The 17,655-nt window shown below is 71.0% G+C and carries 14 protein-coding genes; 5 read left to right on the top strand and 9 right to left on the bottom strand.

Annotation, left to right across the window (positions count from 1 at the left end; all coding sequences use genetic code 11):
- Positions 1 to 210: 210 nt before the first annotated feature.
- From ACWEQG_RS17985 to ACWEQG_RS17965, 5 genes are all read right to left on the bottom strand, one after another.
- A complete protein-coding gene (locus ACWEQG_RS17985) occupies positions 211 to 864 on the bottom strand; it encodes a DUF4276 family protein (RefSeq protein WP_452285956.1) in 654 nt (217 codons plus the stop codon).
- Positions 861 to 2,210, bottom strand: a complete 1,350-nt coding sequence (locus tag ACWEQG_RS17980; RefSeq protein WP_452285954.1) for an AAA family ATPase — start codon at positions 2,208 to 2,210, stop codon at positions 861 to 863. Before ACWEQG_RS17980 ends, ACWEQG_RS17985 begins: the two co-directional genes overlap by 4 nt.
- 25 nt (positions 2,211 to 2,235) lie before the next feature.
- Positions 2,236 to 3,726: an Asp-tRNA(Asn)/Glu-tRNA(Gln) amidotransferase subunit GatA gene (gene gatA / locus ACWEQG_RS17975; RefSeq protein WP_452285952.1), complete on the bottom strand. Its 1,491-nt coding sequence runs from the start codon at positions 3,724 to 3,726 to the stop codon at positions 2,236 to 2,238.
- Positions 3,723 to 4,022 (bottom strand): Asp-tRNA(Asn)/Glu-tRNA(Gln) amidotransferase subunit GatC, encoded by a 300-nt coding sequence (gene gatC, locus ACWEQG_RS17970; protein WP_030506108.1) that lies wholly within the window; start codon positions 4,020 to 4,022, stop codon positions 3,723 to 3,725. The genes gatA and gatC overlap by 4 nt, the downstream gene beginning before the upstream one ends.
- 113 nt (positions 4,023 to 4,135) lie before the next feature.
- Positions 4,136 to 6,217 (bottom strand): putative bifunctional diguanylate cyclase/phosphodiesterase, encoded by a 2,082-nt coding sequence (locus ACWEQG_RS17965; protein ID WP_452286320.1) that lies wholly within the window; start codon positions 6,215 to 6,217, stop codon positions 4,136 to 4,138.
- Between the two features lie 362 nt (positions 6,218 to 6,579).
- On the opposite strand from ACWEQG_RS17965, the gene ACWEQG_RS17960 reads away from it, so the two are divergent.
- The 3 genes from ACWEQG_RS17960 to ACWEQG_RS17950 all read left to right on the top strand — a co-directional run bounded on the left by ACWEQG_RS17960 (position 6,580) and on the right by ACWEQG_RS17950 (position 10,451).
- Positions 6,580 to 7,971 (top strand): glycoside hydrolase family 6 protein, encoded by a 1,392-nt coding sequence (locus ACWEQG_RS17960; protein WP_452285950.1) that lies wholly within the window; start codon positions 6,580 to 6,582, stop codon positions 7,969 to 7,971.
- Positions 7,972 to 8,158: 187 nt separating this feature from the next.
- Positions 8,159 to 9,268 (top strand): hypothetical protein, encoded by a 1,110-nt coding sequence (locus ACWEQG_RS17955; protein ID WP_452285948.1) that lies wholly within the window; start codon positions 8,159 to 8,161, stop codon positions 9,266 to 9,268.
- 229 nt (positions 9,269 to 9,497) lie between these two features.
- The gene (locus ACWEQG_RS17950) at positions 9,498 to 10,451 is read left to right on the top strand and encodes an ATP-binding protein (RefSeq protein ID WP_452285946.1); all 954 of its coding nucleotides are present in this window, start codon (positions 9,498 to 9,500) and stop codon (positions 10,449 to 10,451) included.
- A 59-nt stretch (positions 10,452 to 10,510) separates the two neighbouring features.
- Here ACWEQG_RS17950 and ligA read toward each other — a convergent pair whose 3' ends face one another.
- From ligA to ACWEQG_RS17935, 3 genes are all read right to left on the bottom strand, one after another.
- The gene (ligA, locus tag ACWEQG_RS17945) at positions 10,511 to 12,712 is read right to left on the bottom strand and encodes an NAD-dependent DNA ligase LigA (protein ID WP_452286318.1); all 2,202 of its coding nucleotides are present in this window, start codon (positions 12,710 to 12,712) and stop codon (positions 10,511 to 10,513) included.
- A 362-nt stretch (positions 12,713 to 13,074) separates the two neighbouring features.
- On the bottom strand, positions 13,075 to 13,506 hold the full coding sequence (locus tag ACWEQG_RS17940; RefSeq protein ID WP_452285944.1) for a hypothetical protein: 432 nt from the start codon (positions 13,504 to 13,506) through the stop codon (positions 13,075 to 13,077).
- Positions 13,507 to 13,714: 208 nt separating this feature from the next.
- Positions 13,715 to 14,719, bottom strand: a complete 1,005-nt coding sequence (locus tag ACWEQG_RS17935) for a methionine synthase (protein WP_452285943.1) — start codon at positions 14,717 to 14,719, stop codon at positions 13,715 to 13,717.
- 19 nt (positions 14,720 to 14,738) lie between these two features.
- Here ACWEQG_RS17935 and ACWEQG_RS17930 point away from each other — a divergent pair, with 19 nt between their 5' ends.
- Positions 14,739 to 15,371, top strand: a complete 633-nt coding sequence (locus tag ACWEQG_RS17930; protein ID WP_452285941.1) for an MBL fold metallo-hydrolase — start codon at positions 14,739 to 14,741, stop codon at positions 15,369 to 15,371.
- 1 nt (position 15,372) lies between these two features.
- Here the strand turns inward: ACWEQG_RS17930 and mnmA are convergent, their stop codons facing one another.
- Entirely contained in the window at positions 15,373 to 16,458 is a 1,086-nt protein-coding gene (mnmA, locus tag ACWEQG_RS17925; protein ID WP_363463771.1) for a tRNA 2-thiouridine(34) synthase MnmA, read from the bottom strand.
- Positions 16,459 to 16,534: 76 nt separating this feature from the next.
- Between mnmA and ACWEQG_RS17920 the strand changes: the two genes are divergently transcribed.
- Positions 16,535 to 17,575 (top strand): DUF695 domain-containing protein, encoded by a 1,041-nt coding sequence (locus tag ACWEQG_RS17920; protein ID WP_452285939.1) that lies wholly within the window; start codon positions 16,535 to 16,537, stop codon positions 17,573 to 17,575.
- Positions 17,576 to 17,655 lie beyond the last annotated feature (80 nt).

Genomic DNA, 17,655 nt, shown 5'->3' with positions numbered 1-17,655 from the left:
TCGGTCATGTCATTCCACCATTGCTGGAAGGCGGGCACCTTCCGCAGTCCAGCGATGCCGGCGGTCTCCGCCACCGACGCCAGAGGCTCAGTGAAGTCGCTCGGCCTCCAAGTTTGCCGCATGCGTTCCGGCACGCGAGCCGACTTGCCCGGTGAGTCCTCATGGTGATGCCCCACCATCCGTAGCCGGGTACGCGGACACGTCACGTCGTCACCCATAGCGGAAGCCCAGCCGTTCCAGGGCCCCCGCCATCGACGTCCACCAGTCCGCGAACGCGGGCACCTCTCGCAGTAGGGACACGTCGATGATCTCAGCCAGTTCGCTGAAATAGCGTTCCATGCTGTCGCCGTCCGGCTTGGCCCTCCGGTGACGTCTCACCAGCGTGCGCATCACCAGGCGAAGCAGTTCCTTCGGATCAGCCTGCTGTTCGGCCTGCTTCGGCTGCTGAGGGAGCAGTTCGCGGACCCTCGCGACCGGCACCGAGAGAACCGTGGCGAGCGCCTCGGGGTCGGCGAGTATCCAGGCCTCGGTCTCCACCACGGGTACGACGGGCACGAAGGGTTCCCTGCTGCCGGCGTCCTCCAGCGCCCGGCGCACCTCATCGATCTTCTCCACGGCCTTCCGATGAGGAGACCCGTCGTGGTGGTAGACAAGCACATCGAACGCGTCACGTTCACGGATCACCGCCTTCGCTATCTCCTCCGGCCGCTGATGGTCGGCGCCGAGTACCCGGACGTCTCTCACGTCCACGTCTCCCGGAAAGCTCTCCAGGCAGAGCAGGTGCGTGGCGCGTTGGAGCAGCACCGGAAGGAACCACTCGTCCGAGGGTCCTTCACACACCAGGACCGCTTGCAGGCACCTCATGAGAGCGCGGGCTCCCTGCCGGCCCGGAACCGCTCGATCTCGCTTTCCGTGACCCGGGGGACGGCCTCGTCCGGCAGGCGATTCGGCTGGCCGGGCTCGACGAGGCGACGGGCGACCGTGATCCGCGAAGGGACCCCCTCCTGGATCCTCGTCAGATTCTCCAGGAAGACGACGTTCCGGCGTGGAACCGCGTCGAGAACGACGGGTGAGTGGCTGGTGACGAGGACCTGTTTGAGAGGCCAGCTCGGATCGTCCTCCGACGGATCGGTGACCAGACGGCGCATGGTCGTGAGGAGATCTCGGAGGCGTTCGGGAAACACGCCGTTCTCCGGTTCCTCGATGGCCACCAGGCCTCCGCGGTCCGGGTCGTTGAGCACCGCCAGCAACGCCAGGACCCGCAGTGTGCCGTCGGAGGCCACCTCCGCGCCGAAGCGGGGAACATAGCGCCCGTCGAAGACCACTCGAACATCCCGTCGCTCAAGGTCTTCGACCAGGTCGAACGACGTCACCTCTCGCACGATGCGCGCGAGGTCCGCGCGGATCTCCGCGAGCACTCCGGCCTCGTCGCCCTGCCCCGCGCTCACCTTGCGAAGATGGCCGAGGTATCCGGGCAGCCCCTCGCCGTTGGGCCGGAGCCCGGGACGCGCGGGCATCGCGCTCGGTCTCCGGAGCGCGGAGTCCTCGAGCTGAAAAGCGGAAATCCGGCCGAGCGTTCTCCATACGGCCGTGAAGACGGCCTCGCGCATCTGCCCTTCCACGCTGGTGTCGACGTCCGCCTCCTCCGCGATGGCGGCCTCCGGATGCCCCTCAGGAATCCGGAAGAGATGAAGGAAGCCGTCGTCTCCCAGGAGCTCACTGACGTCGTCATCGTCGTCGTCAAGATAGGTGACGTATTTCGCGCGCCATTCCGGATCCGCGTTCACCTCGTCAGGCCAGATGTCGTCGTCCTGGAGCAGCGGGATGAAGAGCTCCGTGGACTCCGGGCCCCTCCTTCCGAGAGTCATCGACAGCTCGTAGCGCCAGCGGGAGCCCAGGGTTTTGCGCCACTCCTCGGGGACCGACCTGTTCCATCCCCGATCCGGATCCACGATCAGTTCTACAGCGAACTTGATCTCTTCCGCCCGCGAACCGTCTCCCCGCTGCCGAAACAGCCCCAGGGCGTCCCCACGGACGGCGTCGATCCCGTCATAGAGGTCACCACGCGCCTGCGCGGACATGAAGCGAAGAGCGTCGAACAGATTCGATTTGCCGCTGGCGTTGCTGCCGATGACGACGAGGAACGGCGGCAGGTCGAGCCGGAAGTCCGCGAAGGACTTGAAGCCGTCGATCTCGATGCGGGTGATCATGCCGCCGTTCCCCTCCCCTCGGCGACTAGAGCGCGGGCGCGCGGGACAGCAGCGGGCCGCCCCACCGGCTCTCGTAGGCCTTCTCCACGGCCGCGCCGACCCGGTAGCAGCGGTCGTCGGCCAGGGTCGGGGCCATGATCTGCAGTCCGACCGGCAGGCCGTCCTCGTCGGCGAGGCCGCAGGGCACCGAGATCGCCGCGTTGCCGGCCAGGTTGGTCGGGATCGTGCACAGGTCGGCGAGGTACATCGCCATCGGGTCGTCGGCCCGCTCCCCGATCGGGAACGCCGTGGTCGGAGTGGTCGGCGAGACCAGCACGTCCACCTGCTGGAAGGCCGCCTCGAAGTCCCGCATGATCAGCGTGCGGACCTTCTGGGCCTGCCCGTAGTAGGCGTCGTAGTAGCCCGACGAGAGGGCGTACGTGCCGAGCATGATGCGCCGCTTGACCTCGGGCCCGAAGCCGGCCGCCCGGGTGAGCGCCATGACCTCCTCGGCGCTGCGGGTGCCGTCGTCGCCGACGCGCAGGCCGTACCGCATGGCGTCGAAGCGGGCCAGGTTGGACGAGCACTCCGACGGCGCGATCAGGTAGTACGCGGGCAGCGCGTAGGAGAAGGTCGGGCAGGAGACCTCGACGACCTTGGCGCCGAGCGACTCCAGCAGGTCGACGGCCTCCTGGAACCGGGCGAGGACGCCGGGCTGGTAGCCCTCTCCGCCGAACTCCTTGACCACGCCGACCCGCATCCCCGCCACGTCGGCCTGGCGCGCGGCCTCCACGACCGGCGGGACCGGCGCGTCGATCGAGGTCGAGTCGAGCGGGTCGTGGCCGGAGAACGCCTCGTGCAGCAGCGCCGCGTCGAGCACGTTGCGGGCGAAAGGACCGGGCGTGTCCAGCGAGGACGCGAACGCGATCAGCCCGTAGCGGGACGAGCCGCCGTACGTCGGCTTCATGCCGACGATGCCGGTGACCGCGGCGGGCTGGCGGATCGAGCCGCCGGTGTCGGTGCCGGTGGACAGCGGCGCCTCGTAGGCGGACACCGCGGCCGACGAGCCGCCCGACGAGCCGCCCGGGATCCTGTCCAGGTCCCAGGGGTTGCGGGTCGGGCCGTACGCCGAGTTCTCCGTGGACGACCCCATGGCGAACTCGTCCAGGTTGGTCTTGCCGAGGATCACCAGGCCGGCCTCGCGCAGGCGGCGGGTCACGGTCGCGTCGTACGGCGGGCGCCAGCCTTCGAGGATCTTCGAGCCGGCGGTCGTCGGCATGCCGGTCGTGGTGAACACGTCCTTGTGCGCGACCGGCACCCCGGCGAGCGGGCCGAGCGTCTCGCCCGCGGCGAGGCGCTCGTCGACCGCGCGGGCCTGTGCCAGCGCGGACTCGGCGTCGACGTGCAGGAACGCGTTGACCCTGCCGTCGACCTCGGCGATCCGATCGAGGTGGGCCTGGGCGACCTCGACGGCGGTGACCTCTCGGGAGGCGACCAGCTCGCCGAGCTCGGCGGCGGTCTTGCGAATCAGACTCATTCTTCCTCCCCGAGGATCCGCGGCACGCGGAAGCGGTCGTCCTCCACCGCGGGCGCGCCGGACAGGGCGCCCTCGGGCGTGAGGCCGGGCCGTACGTCGTCGGGCCGGAACACGTTGGTCAGCGGAAGCGCGTGCGAGGACGGCGGGATGTCGTCGGCCGCCACCTCCGCGACGCGGGCGACGGCGCCGACGATCTGGTCGAGCTGGGCGGCGAAGTGGTCGAGCTCGTCGTCGGCCAGTGCCAGTCGGGACAGCCGGGCGAGGTGAGCGACCTCATCGCGGGTTATGGCGGACATGAGTCGTCGAACCCGTTTCATGATGGAGATTGGACCTACCCATCCTAGGGCTCGTCGCCGAGCACGGCCGACCCGACGACGCCGCGTCACATGGTCTTAATGCGACGTCCGGATCACGGAGGGGTCAGTGCGGCGCGGGACGGTGCGCTGTCGCCGTCTCGGTCACGGAAGGCCGCGCTGAGCCGGCCGCGCAGCCACGTGGTCGCCTCACTGGCCGGCATGGGCTTGGCCAGCCACCACCCCTGGCCCGCGTGGCAGCCCATTTCCCGCAACAGCGTCGCGATCTCCGGCGACTCGATCCCCTCGGCGACCGACCTCAGCCCGAGGGACCGTACGAGATCGATGATAGAGCGGACGATGCGCTCGTCGTCCGGGGACTCCCCGAGCCGCCGCACGAACGACGCGTCGATCTTCACTTCGGAGACCGGGAGCCGTTGGAGACGGACGAGCGAGGAGTAGCCGGTGCCGAAGTCGTCCAGGGCGAGCTGGATGCCGAGGCCGGCCAGGGTGCGGATCGTCTCGGCGCTGTAGGCCTGGTCGGTCATGAGGATGCGCTCGGTGACCTCCAGCCGGATGGCCTCGGGAGGCAGCTCCAGCTTCTCCAGCCCGGACTCCAGTTGCTCGGGCAGGCTCGAGTCCAGCAGGTCACGGGCCGACACGTTGACCGAGACCGGCACGTCGACGCCCGCGTGCCACCACCGGGCCGCCTGCCGCAGCGCCTGGCCGATGACGTGCTGGGTGAGCTCGCGCATCAGGTACGACTGCTCGGCCAGCGGGATGAACTCGGCGGGCGAGATCGGCCCGCGCACCGGATGCCACCAGCGCAGCAGCGCCTCGACGCTCTCGACCCTGCCGTCCTCGAGGCTCACCTTGGGCTGATAGTGGAGCTCCAGCTCGTCGGCGTCGATCGCGCGCCGCAGGTCGCCGAGCAGGCTCAGCCGTTCCGGCGAGTTGCGGTCCTTGCCCGGCAGGTAGAACTCGACGCCCGTGCGGCCCTCCTTGGCCAGATACATCGCCACGTCGGAACGCTGCATCAGCAGCTCGAAGTCCGGCGCGTGGTCGGGGTAGAGCGCGATGCCGATCGACGCGTCGAGGTCGAAGGTCATGCCCTCGAGGCGTACCGGCTCGGTCAGCGCGACCCGCAGCCGCGAGGCGACCTCCTTGGCCGCCTGCGCGTCCCTGATCGACGGGAGCAGCACGGCGAACTCGTCCCCGCCGAGGCGGGCCACCACGTCGCCGGGCCGCACGCTGTGGGTGAGCCGGTGGGCCACGATCTGCAGCAGCCGGTCGCCGACCGGATGGCCGAGCGTGTCGTTGACCTCCTTGAAACGGTCGAGGTCGAGCAGCAGCAGTCCCACCCGCTCGTGTTCGCGCGCCTCGGCCAGGGCCTCCTCGGTACGCAGGATGAGCATCTTGCGGTTCGGCAGGCCGGTGAGCCCGTCGTGGGTCGCCTGGTGGTCGCGGCGCAGCGAGAGCGTCGCGGTGAAGTAGACGGCGGCCAGCGGCGCGACGAACAGGGGGACCAGGGCCGTGGAGTGCGCCATCACGACGACCACGAGCGGCGCGAGGCCGAGCAACGCGCCGTAGACGAGGGCCTGCGGGCCGATGGACGCCTTCATGACCCGGGCCAGCGGCCGGCGCTCGTGCAGCGCCACCGCCTGGCAGACCAGGATCGCGCGGACCGCGAAGTACGCCGCGGCGGCCACCGCGATGGCGGGGATGTCGCCGCCGTCGGGCGTCCAGGGCCTGCCGGGAGCGGGGTGCGCGCCGAACGCGGCGAAGGCCGCGGCCGCGGCCACGCAGGCCAGGGTCACCTGGGCGAGGTTGAACGACACCCGGTGCCAGGCCCTGCGGTGCACGAGGCCGCTGACCACCACGGCGATCGCCTGCATCAGCGCCGCCGTCGGCAGGCCCTGGTGCATCAGCACGGCGAAGGTGAACATCGTGGAGGCCGGCGTGCCCCCGACGAGCGTCGAGGAGCTGAACATGACCGGGCGCAGCTCGCCCAGCACCACCAGGACGGTCAGCATCCAGAACAGCGGAGCGCGGGCCACCTCGCCCAGCTCGCCGAAGCCGAGCCGTACCTGCGCGATCACCAGCGCGGTGACGCCGACGGCGGTGACCGCCGTGAGGTAGGCCCACAAGGGCGAGCCGGGGCGCGGCCCGGTGTCCCGGGTGTCGACAGGCGTGGATATTTCGCCCAGGTCGACGGCGGGCAGGAGGACGCGTGGCACCCCGGCGAGCGGCATGAGACCGCGTGAAAGCGTCATCGGTAAGAAACCCCCCAAGAGGTCACTATGGGAGGGTACGGCCTCTGGGCCACTTCGCGAAACCGCTTGGGCACACTGCGTCACCATGATTTCTGGAGATATCACGGCCTGACCGGACTTGTGGTGAAAGTTTCAAGTGCTCCACAAGTCCGCTCCCCCGCCCGCCTGCGCCTATTTGGTTGGCCGTCCGTACGAATATCGAGCGGCCCTTCTTGGACCCACCATTGGCTCCCTACCATCCGAGAGAACTGTGGGAGCGCTCCCACATTACCGGACGGAGTATTTCCATGTCTCGCAGATTGACGGCGGCTGTGCTCGCAGCGGTCGCCACGGCCGCGGTGGGAGCGTCCGTGCTCGCCTCCTCCGCCGCGCAGGCCGCCGACTCCGCCTTCTACGTCGACCCGACGACCAACGCGGCCAAGTGGGTGGCCGCCAACCCCAACGACAGCAAAGCCGCCGTGATCAGGGACCGCATCGCCGCCGTCCCGCAGGGCCGGTGGTTCGCCAGCTACAACCCCTCCGCAGTGCGCAGCCAGGTCGACGCCTACGTGGGCGCCGCAGCGGCGGCCGGCAAGATCCCGATCATGGTCGTGTACGAGATGCCGAACCGCGACTGCGGCGGCGCGAGCGCGGGCGGGGCGCCCGACCACGCGTCGTACCGCGCCTGGATCGACCAGGTCGCCGCGGGTCTCGGCGGGCGGCCGGCCTACATCGTCCTGGAGCCCGACGCCCTGGCGATCATGCCGAACTGCATGAACTCCTCCCAGCAGGCCGAGGTCCAGGCCTCCATGGCGTACGCCGGGAAGAAGTTCAAGGCCACCTCCCCGAACGTCAAGGTCTTCTTCGACGCGGGCAACGACGCGTGGGTGGGCGCCTCCGACATGGCCAACCGGCTGCGGGGTGCCGACATCGCCAACAGCGCGGACGGCATCGCGCTCAACGTTTCCAACTACCGGTTCACCACGGGCGCGGTCTCCTACGCCAAGAACGTGATCGCGGCCACCGGCCTGTCCTGGCTGAAGGCCGTGATCGACACCAGCCGCAACGGCAACGGCCCGGTCGGCACCGAGTGGTGCGACCCGGCCGGCCGCGCCACCGGCGCCTGGAGCACGACGAACACCGGTGACTCGGCGATCGCCGCGTACCTGTGGGTCAAGCCTCCGGGCGAGTCCGACGGCTGCATCGCGCCCGCGGGCCAGTTCGTGCCGCAGCGGGCCTACGACCTGGCGATCGCGGCCCCGTACACCCCGCCGCCGGTGTCCCCGTCGCCCTCGCCGTCGCCCTCGCCGTCGCCCTCGCCGTCCCCCTCGGCTTCGCCGTCGGCGCCCCAGTCCCCTTCCCCGTCCCCGTCGGTCTCGCCGACGTTCACCGGGAACCGCGGCTGTACGGCGGTCTACAAGGTCGTCAACTCGTGGGGCGGCGGCTTCCAGGGTGAGGTGACCGTGACCAGCGCGGGCTCCTCGGCGATCAACAACTGGACCGTGAAGTGGACGATGCCCGGCGGGCAGTCCATCACCCAGGCGTGGAACGCCAACCTCACCGGCAGCAGCAGCGTCACGGCCACGAACCTGAACTGGAACGGCAACCTGGCCCCCGGCGCGAGCACCACGTTCGGCTTCCTCGGCAGCTCCAGCGGGACCCCCTCCACTCCGTCCCCCCTGGTCTGCACCACCTCCTGACCCCCGCGTAGTCCAGGCGTGCCGTACGGCTCCCCAGCCGTACGGCACGCCTTTCGCGCTGCACGGGCCGCCCCGGAGACGACGTGCCGGCGAGTTCGGCATCTGATGCCTCGAAGGCCCCGGGGATATCGGCATATGGCGTTCGGATTCGGTGTCCGCCGGGAGAGAACCGGCGTAGATTCGTCCCATGATCTCGTGGCGGGATCGGATCGGACGCTGCCTGGCCGGCGGGGCCGTCGTCGCGCTGCTTCTCGCCGCGTCCGCCTCGTATCCCGTCGAGATGCTGGACGCGCGGTTTCTGGACTCGGGCGGCTGCCCCACCGCGGTGATGGACGTACGGGGAAACGCCGACAGGCCGGGGCCGCTGGTGCCCGCCGAGGGCGCCGTCTCGGTGACACTGTGCGAGCTGATCACACCGGCGAGGGGCGGTCCCGGGCCGATGCCGTCGCCACGGCCCGGACGAGACCGCACCCTCAGCACCCACGTCGCCGAGATGATCGCCGTACTCAACGCGCTGCCCACGCGAGACGAGGCGGAAGCGGCGGCACGGGCTCTCATGATCGCTCGGGGTGATACGCCGCCCGAGGACCTGCACATGGGCCAGGCCTGCACCGCCATCGGGTACGGCGAGCAGTTGTCGTTCGCGGTGCGCTACCGCGACCGGCCGCCCGCGCTGCTCCTGCTCGACCGCAACTGCGGCGTTGTCCACCACGCGGGCCGGACCCGCTTCCTGGACGGGCAGCCGGTCGACCGCTTCCTCTCCTTCTATCGAGATCAGACCGCGAGGGACCCGGACGCGATCCCGGCGCCGACGTGCCCGGCCAAGGTCGCGGTGACGGACATAGACAACCGGCCGGACCTGGAGTTCCCCCAGGACGGCATGGCTCGCAACCGGGGCCACGGGGACGGGTTCCTGCCCAGCCCGCTCGCCGCGGTCACCGCCTGCCGCTATCACGCGGCCGGAGACGTTCTCCAGCTGGGCGCTCACCGCGTCCTGCGAGAGGATCTCGAATCCGTCCGGGAGCTCCTCAACACCGCGGCCGCCATACAGAGCGTGACCGACAGCGGGGGCACCACCGACTTCGTCAACGGCGTCGACTGCGGCATGCCGCACCCGGCGCGGGCCGCGACGCCGGTCAGCCGTCTCGACGTCGTGTGGGCGGCCGACATGACCGGGGCCGTCGCCGAGATGCGGATCTGGCGTGCCCCCTGCCAGGCCGTGTTCAGCGGCACCGCCGCCGGGCTGAGGGCCGAACCCGCGCTACTGGACCGTCTCGATTCCTGGCTGGGCGGCTGACGCCTCCACCGTCATGACACCTGACCGGCCTCGGGCCGGAACAGGTACCGCGGCGCCGGAGACCCGGACCTTGGCATCCCCGTCCTCAGTTCCACCCGCAGCAGACCGGCCGCCCCATGTCGACGCCCTGGTGCAGGTGCAGCACGGCAGCGGGACCGACCACCCGACAAGGTAAGATCGCATCTACGTTAGATGGCTGCTCATCCTGGTCGGCAGTGATCTGTCGGTGATGGAGGCGCTGCGGGCCTATGGCCGCCCCTTCTTCGGTCGCGCCGCGAAGATGACCGTCCAGCCGCTGCATCCCACGGATGTGGCCGTCATGACCGGACTGGGCGCCGCCGACGCCATCGACGCCTTCCTGATCACCGGCGGGTTTCCGGAGGTGGTCCAGGCTTGGCGGCCGGGCATGAACCGCATCGACTACCTGCGGGAGTCGTTGGCCAATCCGCTGTCAGCGCTGCTGATGGCCGGCGAACTGTCGGTGCTGGGGGAGTTTCCCGAGGCCTCCCACTCTCGCGCGGTCCTGTCGGCGGTGGGGAGCGGTGAGCGCACGTTCTCCGCTATCGCCACCGAGGCGGGCGGCGCCGCTCCCCTGGCCTCCGGCACGCTTTCCCCGCTGCTGTCCACCCTCATCGGCAAACGCGTGCTGGCCGTCGACAGTCCGCTGTCGACGAAGCCGGTCACGAAGAACAAGCGCTACGGCATCGCGGATCCCTACCTGCGGTTCTGGCTCGCCTTCCTCGACCGTGGCATTCCGCTGGTCGAGCGCGGCCGGGGGGAACGCGTCCTGGCCTCCATCGAACGCTCCTGGACCTCTTGGCGGGGCCGGGCCGTCGAACCCGTCGTCCGTGAGGCACTACTGCGATTGTTGCCCGACGACCAGTGGCCCGAGACCGAGGCCATCGGCGGGTGGTGGAACCGGCGGAACAACCCCGAGATCGACCTCGTCGGGGCGGACCGTGAGCCGGTCGCGCGGCGCGTCCACTTCCTCGGCTCGATCAAGTGGCTGGAGAACGCGTCGTTCGGGCGGCACGAGTACGAGAGCCTGGTGCGCGACATGCTCGCCGTCCCGGGCGCCGACACCGGGACTCCGCTGGTGGCCGTGTCCCGCTCCGGTGTCGACGACGGCCTGCCGCTCTCCGCGCACTGGGGCCCCGACGACCTGCTGGCCGCCTGGCGGTGACCGGGGAACACTCGACCTCGGCTCCCCGTGCTCCCCCGGCGTTTCTCAGGGGTGCGGGGTCACTCCTCGGGGGTGACGGCGGCGGCGCGGGCGGCGTCGGGGCCCTCGCTCAGCAGGGTGTGGAAGCCCTCCTCGTTCAGGATCGGGACGCCGGCCTTGACCGCCTTGTCGTACTTCGAACCTGGGTTGTCCCCCACCACCAGGAAGCTTGTCTTCTTGGAAACCGAGCCGGTGACCTTGCCGCCCCTGACGGTGATGGCCTCGCTCGCCTCGTCACGGCTGAAGTCCGACAACGTCCCGGTGACGACGAACGTCAGCCCCTCCAGCGGACGCGGCCCCTCGTCCTCGGGCGACTCGTCGGCCATCCGGACACCGGCGGCCCGCCACCTGTCGACGATCTCCTGGTGCCAGTCGACCGCGAACCACTCCTTGATGGTCGCGGCGACCCGCGGGCCGATGCCCTCCACGGCCGCGAGCTCCTCTTCCGACGCCTTGGCGATGGCGTCGATCGAGCGGAACTCCGCGGCGAGCGCGCGGGCTGTGGGCGGCCCGATGTGCCGGATCGTCAGCGCCACGAGCACCCGCCACAGCGGCTGGTCCTTCTTCTGCTCCAGCTGCTCGAGGATCAGCTCGGCGTTCTTGCTCGGCTCTCCGGAGATGTTTGCGAAGAAGGAGACCACCTTCGGCTCGCCGGTCTCCGGATCGGTCTTCGGCAGCCCCGTGTCGGGGTCGCGGACCACCGACCTGATCGGCAACAGCTTCTCGATGGTCAGGTCGAACAGGTCGGCCTCCGTGCGAACCGGCGGCTCCTGCGGCGGCAGCGGCTGGGTCAGCGCGGTCGCCGCGACATAGCCCAGACCGTCGATGTCGAACGCGTTGCGCCCGGCCGCGAAGTAAATCCGCTCACGTAGTTGCGCGGGGCAGGATCGGGCGTTCGGGCAGCGCAGGTCGGCGTCGCCCTCGCGCTCGTAGGCCAGCTCGGTGCCGCACTCGGGACAGTGCGTGGGCATCACGAACTCCCGCTCGCCGCCCTGTCGCAGGTCCACGACCGGGCCGACGATCTCGGGGATGACGTCGCCCGCCTTGCGCAGCACCACGGTGTCGCCGATCAGCACCCCCTTGCGCGCCACCTCCGAGCCGTTGTGCAAGGTCGCACGCTCGACGGTGGACCCGGCCACCACCACCGGCTTCATCACGCCGAACGGCGTGACCCGTCCCGTCCTGCCCACGCCGACCTGGATGTCGAGGAGCTTGGTGGTGACCTCCTCCGGCGGGTACTTGAACGCGATCGCCCATCGCGGAGCCCGGCTGGTCGAGCCGAGCTGCCGCTGCACCGGGATGCGGTCGATCTTCACCACCACGCCGTCGATCTCGTACTCCGGGTCGTGGCGGTGCTCGTTGTAGAAGGCGATGAACTCGCGGATCTCGTCGAGGCCCTCGACCACCCGGTAGCGGTCGCTGACCGGCAGGCCGAAGTCGCGCAGCCGCTCGTAGACGGCCGACTGGGTGGCGGGCAGCGGACCGCCGCCCTCCCACTTCCCGACGCCGTGCACGATCATCCGCAGCGGGCGCTGCGCGGTGATCCGCGGATCCTTCTGCCGCAGCGAGCCGGCGGCCGAGTTGCGCGGATTCGCGAACGGCGGCTTGCCCGCGTCCATGAGCTGCTCGTTGAGCTTCTTGAAGCCCTCGACCGGCAGGAAGACCTCGCCGCGCACCTCCAGCAGGTCGGGGACGCCGTCCCCGGTGAGCCGGTGCGGCACGTCGCCGAGCGTGCGGATGTTGGGCGTGATGTCGTCGCCGGTGCGCCCGTCGCCCCGGGTCGCGCCGCGCACCAGGCGGCCCTTCTCGTACACGAGCGCGACGGCCAGGCCGTCGATCTTCAGCTCGCAGAGGTAGGGGCCGGGGTCGGCCTCGATCAGCCGCTCCGCCCTGGCCTGCCAGCCGGCGAGGTCGGCGTCGTTGAAGGCGTTGTCGAGGCTCTCCATGCGCTGGAGGTGGGCGACGGGAGCGAACTCGGTGGAGATCGGCGCTCCGACCTTCTGGGTGGGCGAGTCAGGCGTGCGCAGATCGGGATGCGCCTCCTCCAGCGCCAGGATCTCCCGCATCCAGCCGTCGTACTCGGCGTCGCTCACCGTGGGCGAGTCGAGCACGTAGTAGCGCCAGTTGGCGTCCTCGAGCAGCTCCGTGAGCTCGGCGTGCCGCTCCCGTGCCTCGGCCGGCGCGCTTTCGGCACTCCCCGTGATCCCGGCGGCGCCCGTCACACTTTCGACCTCGCTCGCGGCCTCCGCGTGCCCGTCCGCCGCGTCCCCGGGCGTGGCGCCGTCGAGCCCGTCAGTCCGGTCAGCCCTGTCGGTCACGTCGCCCGTCTCCCCTCGTCAGACACCCAGGGCAACCGTATCTCCGGCGACCGACAGTTCGCGCAGGACGGGGGCGGGAGCCGCGCCGAGGACGTGGGCGGCTCCCGCCGGACCGCTCGGCGAGAGGGCCGCTCCAGACCGCGCGGCCCCTCGTCTCATTGAGCGATCGAGAATTACGGTAGACCGCTTGCAGCCCACTTTCATTCCTTTTTGTCCGGGTGTACTCGGGCCGGTCTCCGTGGATGGGGAGGGGACCGGCCCGAGGGTCATCCTCCCTGGGTCCAGACCCGCTCCCAGCGAGAGCACTTGCCGGTGACGCGGGTCGCGCTGCCCCGGCAGACCATGGCCTTGGCGAGCAGCATGTACCCGGCGTTCACCGTGAACCTGCGCGGAGTGGACTGAGAGCAGTTCCGGTAGGTCGCCGTGCGGTACTTCCCGCGGTCGGTCAGCCACTTGATCTTCACCCAGGAGCAGGTCTTCGCCCCGCCCGCGTCGTAGAGGTCGCCGACGATGCGCAGGCCCGACGAGCCCGACCGGACGTGCCCGTTCGCCCAGCCCTTGGTGTCCGAGGACGCCGTCGGTCCCCACTTCCAGGTCTCCGCCGCGGACGAGGCCGAGGCCTGCGCGGGAGCCGCGGCGAGACCGGCGGCCAGAGCGGCGGTGGCGAGAGGGAGCAGAAGGCGCGCGGCGCTTCGCATGGGGTCTTCTCCTGAACGTCCGAACTTCCAGCACGTCAAGAGATACGTGACAAGGCTTGTGAATCACTTGGGGATGAGCTGGGAGGCCGCTTGGATCGCTCGTGGCGGCCCCGCTTCCGCCCTCACTCCCCGCGCCCGCAAGCCCGGCGCACGCAAGCCCGGCGCCCGCAAGCCCGGCGCACGCACACGCCGCGCGCACGCACCGGCCTCACTCGCCGGGGTCCTCACGCAGCACCAGGGCCGCCTCCCGGCATCGGGCCAGCGCCGCCCTGGCGTACGCCGGAGAGGCTCCGGCCAGGCCGCACGCGGGAGTGAGCACGACCTGCGCGGCGAGCCTCGCCGGTGCGAAGCCGAGCCGCCGCCACAGCTCCACCGCCGGCTTGGCCACCACGCCGACGTCGGCGAGCCGGGAGTCGGTCCCCGGCACGACGCCGAGGAACAACGCGAGCCCCTTCTCGATCGTCTCCCCGATGGCGTCCTCGTCGCGGCGGCGCAGCAGCGCGGCGTCCACGGACACGCCCCGCGCCCCCGCCGTACGGATGACGTCGTACGGCACGCCCGGCGCGCAGCAATGGACGACCGGGAAGGCGGGCCCGAGCGCGGAGAGCACGGTCTTCAGCCGTTCGGCCGCGATCGGGGACTCCACGGCGCGCAGCCGCCCGAAGCCGGACGCGGTCGGCACCGTGCCCGCGAGCACCCCCGGCAGCCCCGGCTCGTCGATCTGGACGACGAGCTCGGCTCCCGGGATCCGGCGCCGGACCTCCGCCACGTGCTGCGCAAGGCCCTCGGCCAGCGACTCGGTCAGGTCGCGTACGGCTCCCGCGTCGGCGAGCACCTTGTCGCCGTGCCTGAGCTCGATCGCCCCGGCGAGCGTCCACGGCCCGCACGCCTGGATCTTGAACGGCCCCTCGTAGCCCTGCGAGACCTCCTCCAGCCCGTCCAGGTCGCGGGTGAGGTGGTCCCTGGCCCGTTTGAAATCCCGTCCCGGCCTGTCGCTGAGCCGCCAGCCGGACGGCTGCACCTCCACGGGCAGCTCGACCAGCAGGGACGCCGTACGCCCGATCATGTCGGCGCCGACGCCCCGGGCGGGCAGCTCGGGCAGGTAGGGCATGGGAAGTTCGCCGAAGGCCGTCCTGACCGCCTCCAGATGGTCCTCGCCCGGATAGGACCCCACCCCGGTTGCCGTGGCCTCGCTCCACGGATACTCACTCACGGTGACTAGCTTAAGGACTATGAAACTCACCAAACTCGGTCACGCGTGCTGGCGGCTGGAGAAGGACGGCCGGACCCTGGTCATCGATCCCGGCGCGTTCAGCGGCACAGGGCTCCTCGACGGCGCGGACGCCGTGCTGATCACGCACGAGCACTTCGACCACGTGGACGTGAATCTGTTCAAGGACGCGAGCCCGGACCTGGAGGTGTACACCTGCCAGGCCGTCGCCGACCAGCTCGGTCAGGTCCCGGCGAAGGTCCAGGTCGTCACCCAGGGAGACGCCTTCGACACGGCGGGGTTCCACGTGCGGGCGGTCGGCGAGTGGCACGCGCTCAACCTTCCCGACGTGCCGCCCGTGCAGAACGTCGGCTTCTTCGTGGACGACGAGGTGTTCTACCCCGGTGACGCCCTCACGCCGCCGGGCGCCGAGGTCCCCACACTGCTCGTGCCGACCAACGCGCCGTGGCTCAAGGGGGCGGAGATGATCATGTATTTGCGCTACGTCCGTCCCGCGCGGGCCTACTCGACCCACGACGGGCTCGTGAACGACATCGGCGCGACCCTGATCGACAACTGGCTCGGCATGGAGGCCGGAAAGCAGAAGGCCGACTTCCGCCGGATCCCGGTCGGGGAGTCCGTCGAGCTCTCGTAGTTCAGCCGGCCGAGGCGATCGTGGCGGAGCCGATGACGACGTCGCCGTCGTACAGGACGGCGCCCTGGCCCGCCGCGACGCCGGTCGCCGGGCGGTCGAGCTGGATGTGCAGCTCGCCGCCGGACACCTGGGCGCGGCAGCCGTACACCTCGCCGTGCGCCCGCAGCTGCACGGTGCAGGTGATCGGCTCGTACGGCTCCGGCAGCGGCCCGTTCCACACCGGCCGCTCCGCCGCGATGGAGGTCACCTCCAGGGAGGCGCGCGGACCGACCGTGACCGTGTTGGACACCGGCTCGATCGACAGCACGTAACGCGGCCTGCCGTCGGCGGCCGGCCGGTCGATGTGCAGTCCCTTGCGCTGCCCGACCGTGAAGCCGTACGCCCCCTGGTGGCTGCCGACCACCCGGCCGGTGAGCGCGTCGACGATCGGCCCCTCCGACGCGCCGAGGCGCTCGGCGAGGAACGCCCGGGTGTCGCCGTCGGCGATGAAGCAGATGTCGTGGCTGTCGGGCTTGTCGGCGACGGTCAGCCCGCGCCGCGCGGCCTCCTCGCGCACCTGCGCCTTGGTCGAGCCGCCGAGCGGGAAGATCGCGTGCGCGAGCTGCTCGCGGGTGAGCACCCCCAGCACGTACGACTGGTCCTTGGCCTCGTCGACGCTGCGCCGGAGCACACCGTCCTCCAGCCGCGCGTGATGGCCGGTGGCGACGGCGTCGAAGCCGAGCGCGAGCGCCTTGTCGAGCACCGCCTCGAACTTGATCTTCTCGTTGCACCGCAGGCAGGGGTTCGGGGTGCGGCCGGCGGCGTACTCGCTGACGAAGTCCTCGACCACGTCGCGGTGGAACCGTTCGGCCATGTCCCACACGTAGAAGGGGATGCCGATGACGTCGGCGGCCCGGCGGGCGTCGCGGGCGTCCTCCAGCGTGCAGCACCCGCGCGCGCCGGTGCGGTAGGACTGCGGGTTGGACGACAGCGCCAGATGGACGCCGGTCACGTCGTGCCCCGCCTCGGCGATCCGGGCGGCGGCCACCGCGGAGTCGACCCCGCCCGACATGGCGGCGAGGACACGAAGCTTTCCTGTGGGACCCATAACACATCGAGGTTACCCCCCGCGGGAGCGCGCCCGCGTTGGCATCGGGGCGGGCGGGCTGGGAGGATGCGGGGTCATGCGACTGTTCGGGCGCAAGAGCGAGTCCGCCGACCCCGCCGAGGCCATCGCGGAGTTCTGGACCTGGTGGGACCAGGCCCGTCCCCAGATCGACGCGTACGTCGAGGCGGAGGACCCGGAGGCCCTGGCCGAGATGATCGGCCCCGCCGTCACCGCACTCCATCCCTCCCTCGTCTGGGAGATCGCCCCCGGCCGCATGGCCGTGCACGCCCTGGTGGTCAGCGCGTCGAACGACCCGGAGCTGCGGCCGCTCGCCCACCGGTGGGCCCTGGCCGCGCCGCCGGCGGACGCCATGTGGGAGTTCTATCCGTCGCGGCAGGCGAATCCGCAGGCCGCGGACCTGACGGTCGACGTCGGCGGGCGGGAGTTCGGGCTCGACCGGCTGGTGGTGGCGCTGCGCGTGCCGCCCGGCACGCCGCGCGTGGACGTGACCGCCTTCCACCCGATCTTCCCCGACGTCGACGACGACACGCGGACGGAGGCGACCTTCCTCGCGCTCGACTGGCTGCTGGGCGAGGACGAGGTGGCCCGGTGGCTGGGCGAGATCGTGGCCGCGGAGTTCGAGCCGATCGACGCCCTCCCCGCGGTCCACCTGCCCTCCGTCGTCGCCGACGTGGCGGAGGGCTTCAAGGAGGAGCAGTGGGCGCTGCTCGAAGGCCGCACCGCGACCGGCGGCCGGCTGACCGCCGCCGCCCGCTATCCCCTCAGGCCCGTGGACTTCCCGCTGTTCGACCAGCACATCGCCGTCACGCTGCCGTACCGCGAGGCCGACGGCGACGGGCTGCCGGCGGGGGCCTCCCTGGACGCGCTGCGCGACTTCGAGGAGCGGCTGACCGGCCGGCTGGCCGAGGCCGGCTCGGCCGTGCTGACGGCCCACATGAGCGCCGACCGCAGCCGGGTGCTGCACGTGTACGCCGATCCCTCGGCGGCCGTGCCGCCCGTGGTCGAGGAGATCGCCGCCGAGTGGAAGGAGGGGCACGCCCGCGTCGACGTGGCCGAGGACCCTTCCTGGAGCGCGGTGGCCCCCTTCCTGACCTGAACCGGATATTCGACGCGTTTCACCGCATACGGAGCGGGCACGTCGCAGGAGCACCGCGCGGGCGTGCGCCCGCGTTCCGC

This window comes from Microbispora sp. NPDC004025 (genome assembly GCF_053604425.1).
This window is presented reverse-complemented; position numbering and strand designations above follow the sequence as displayed.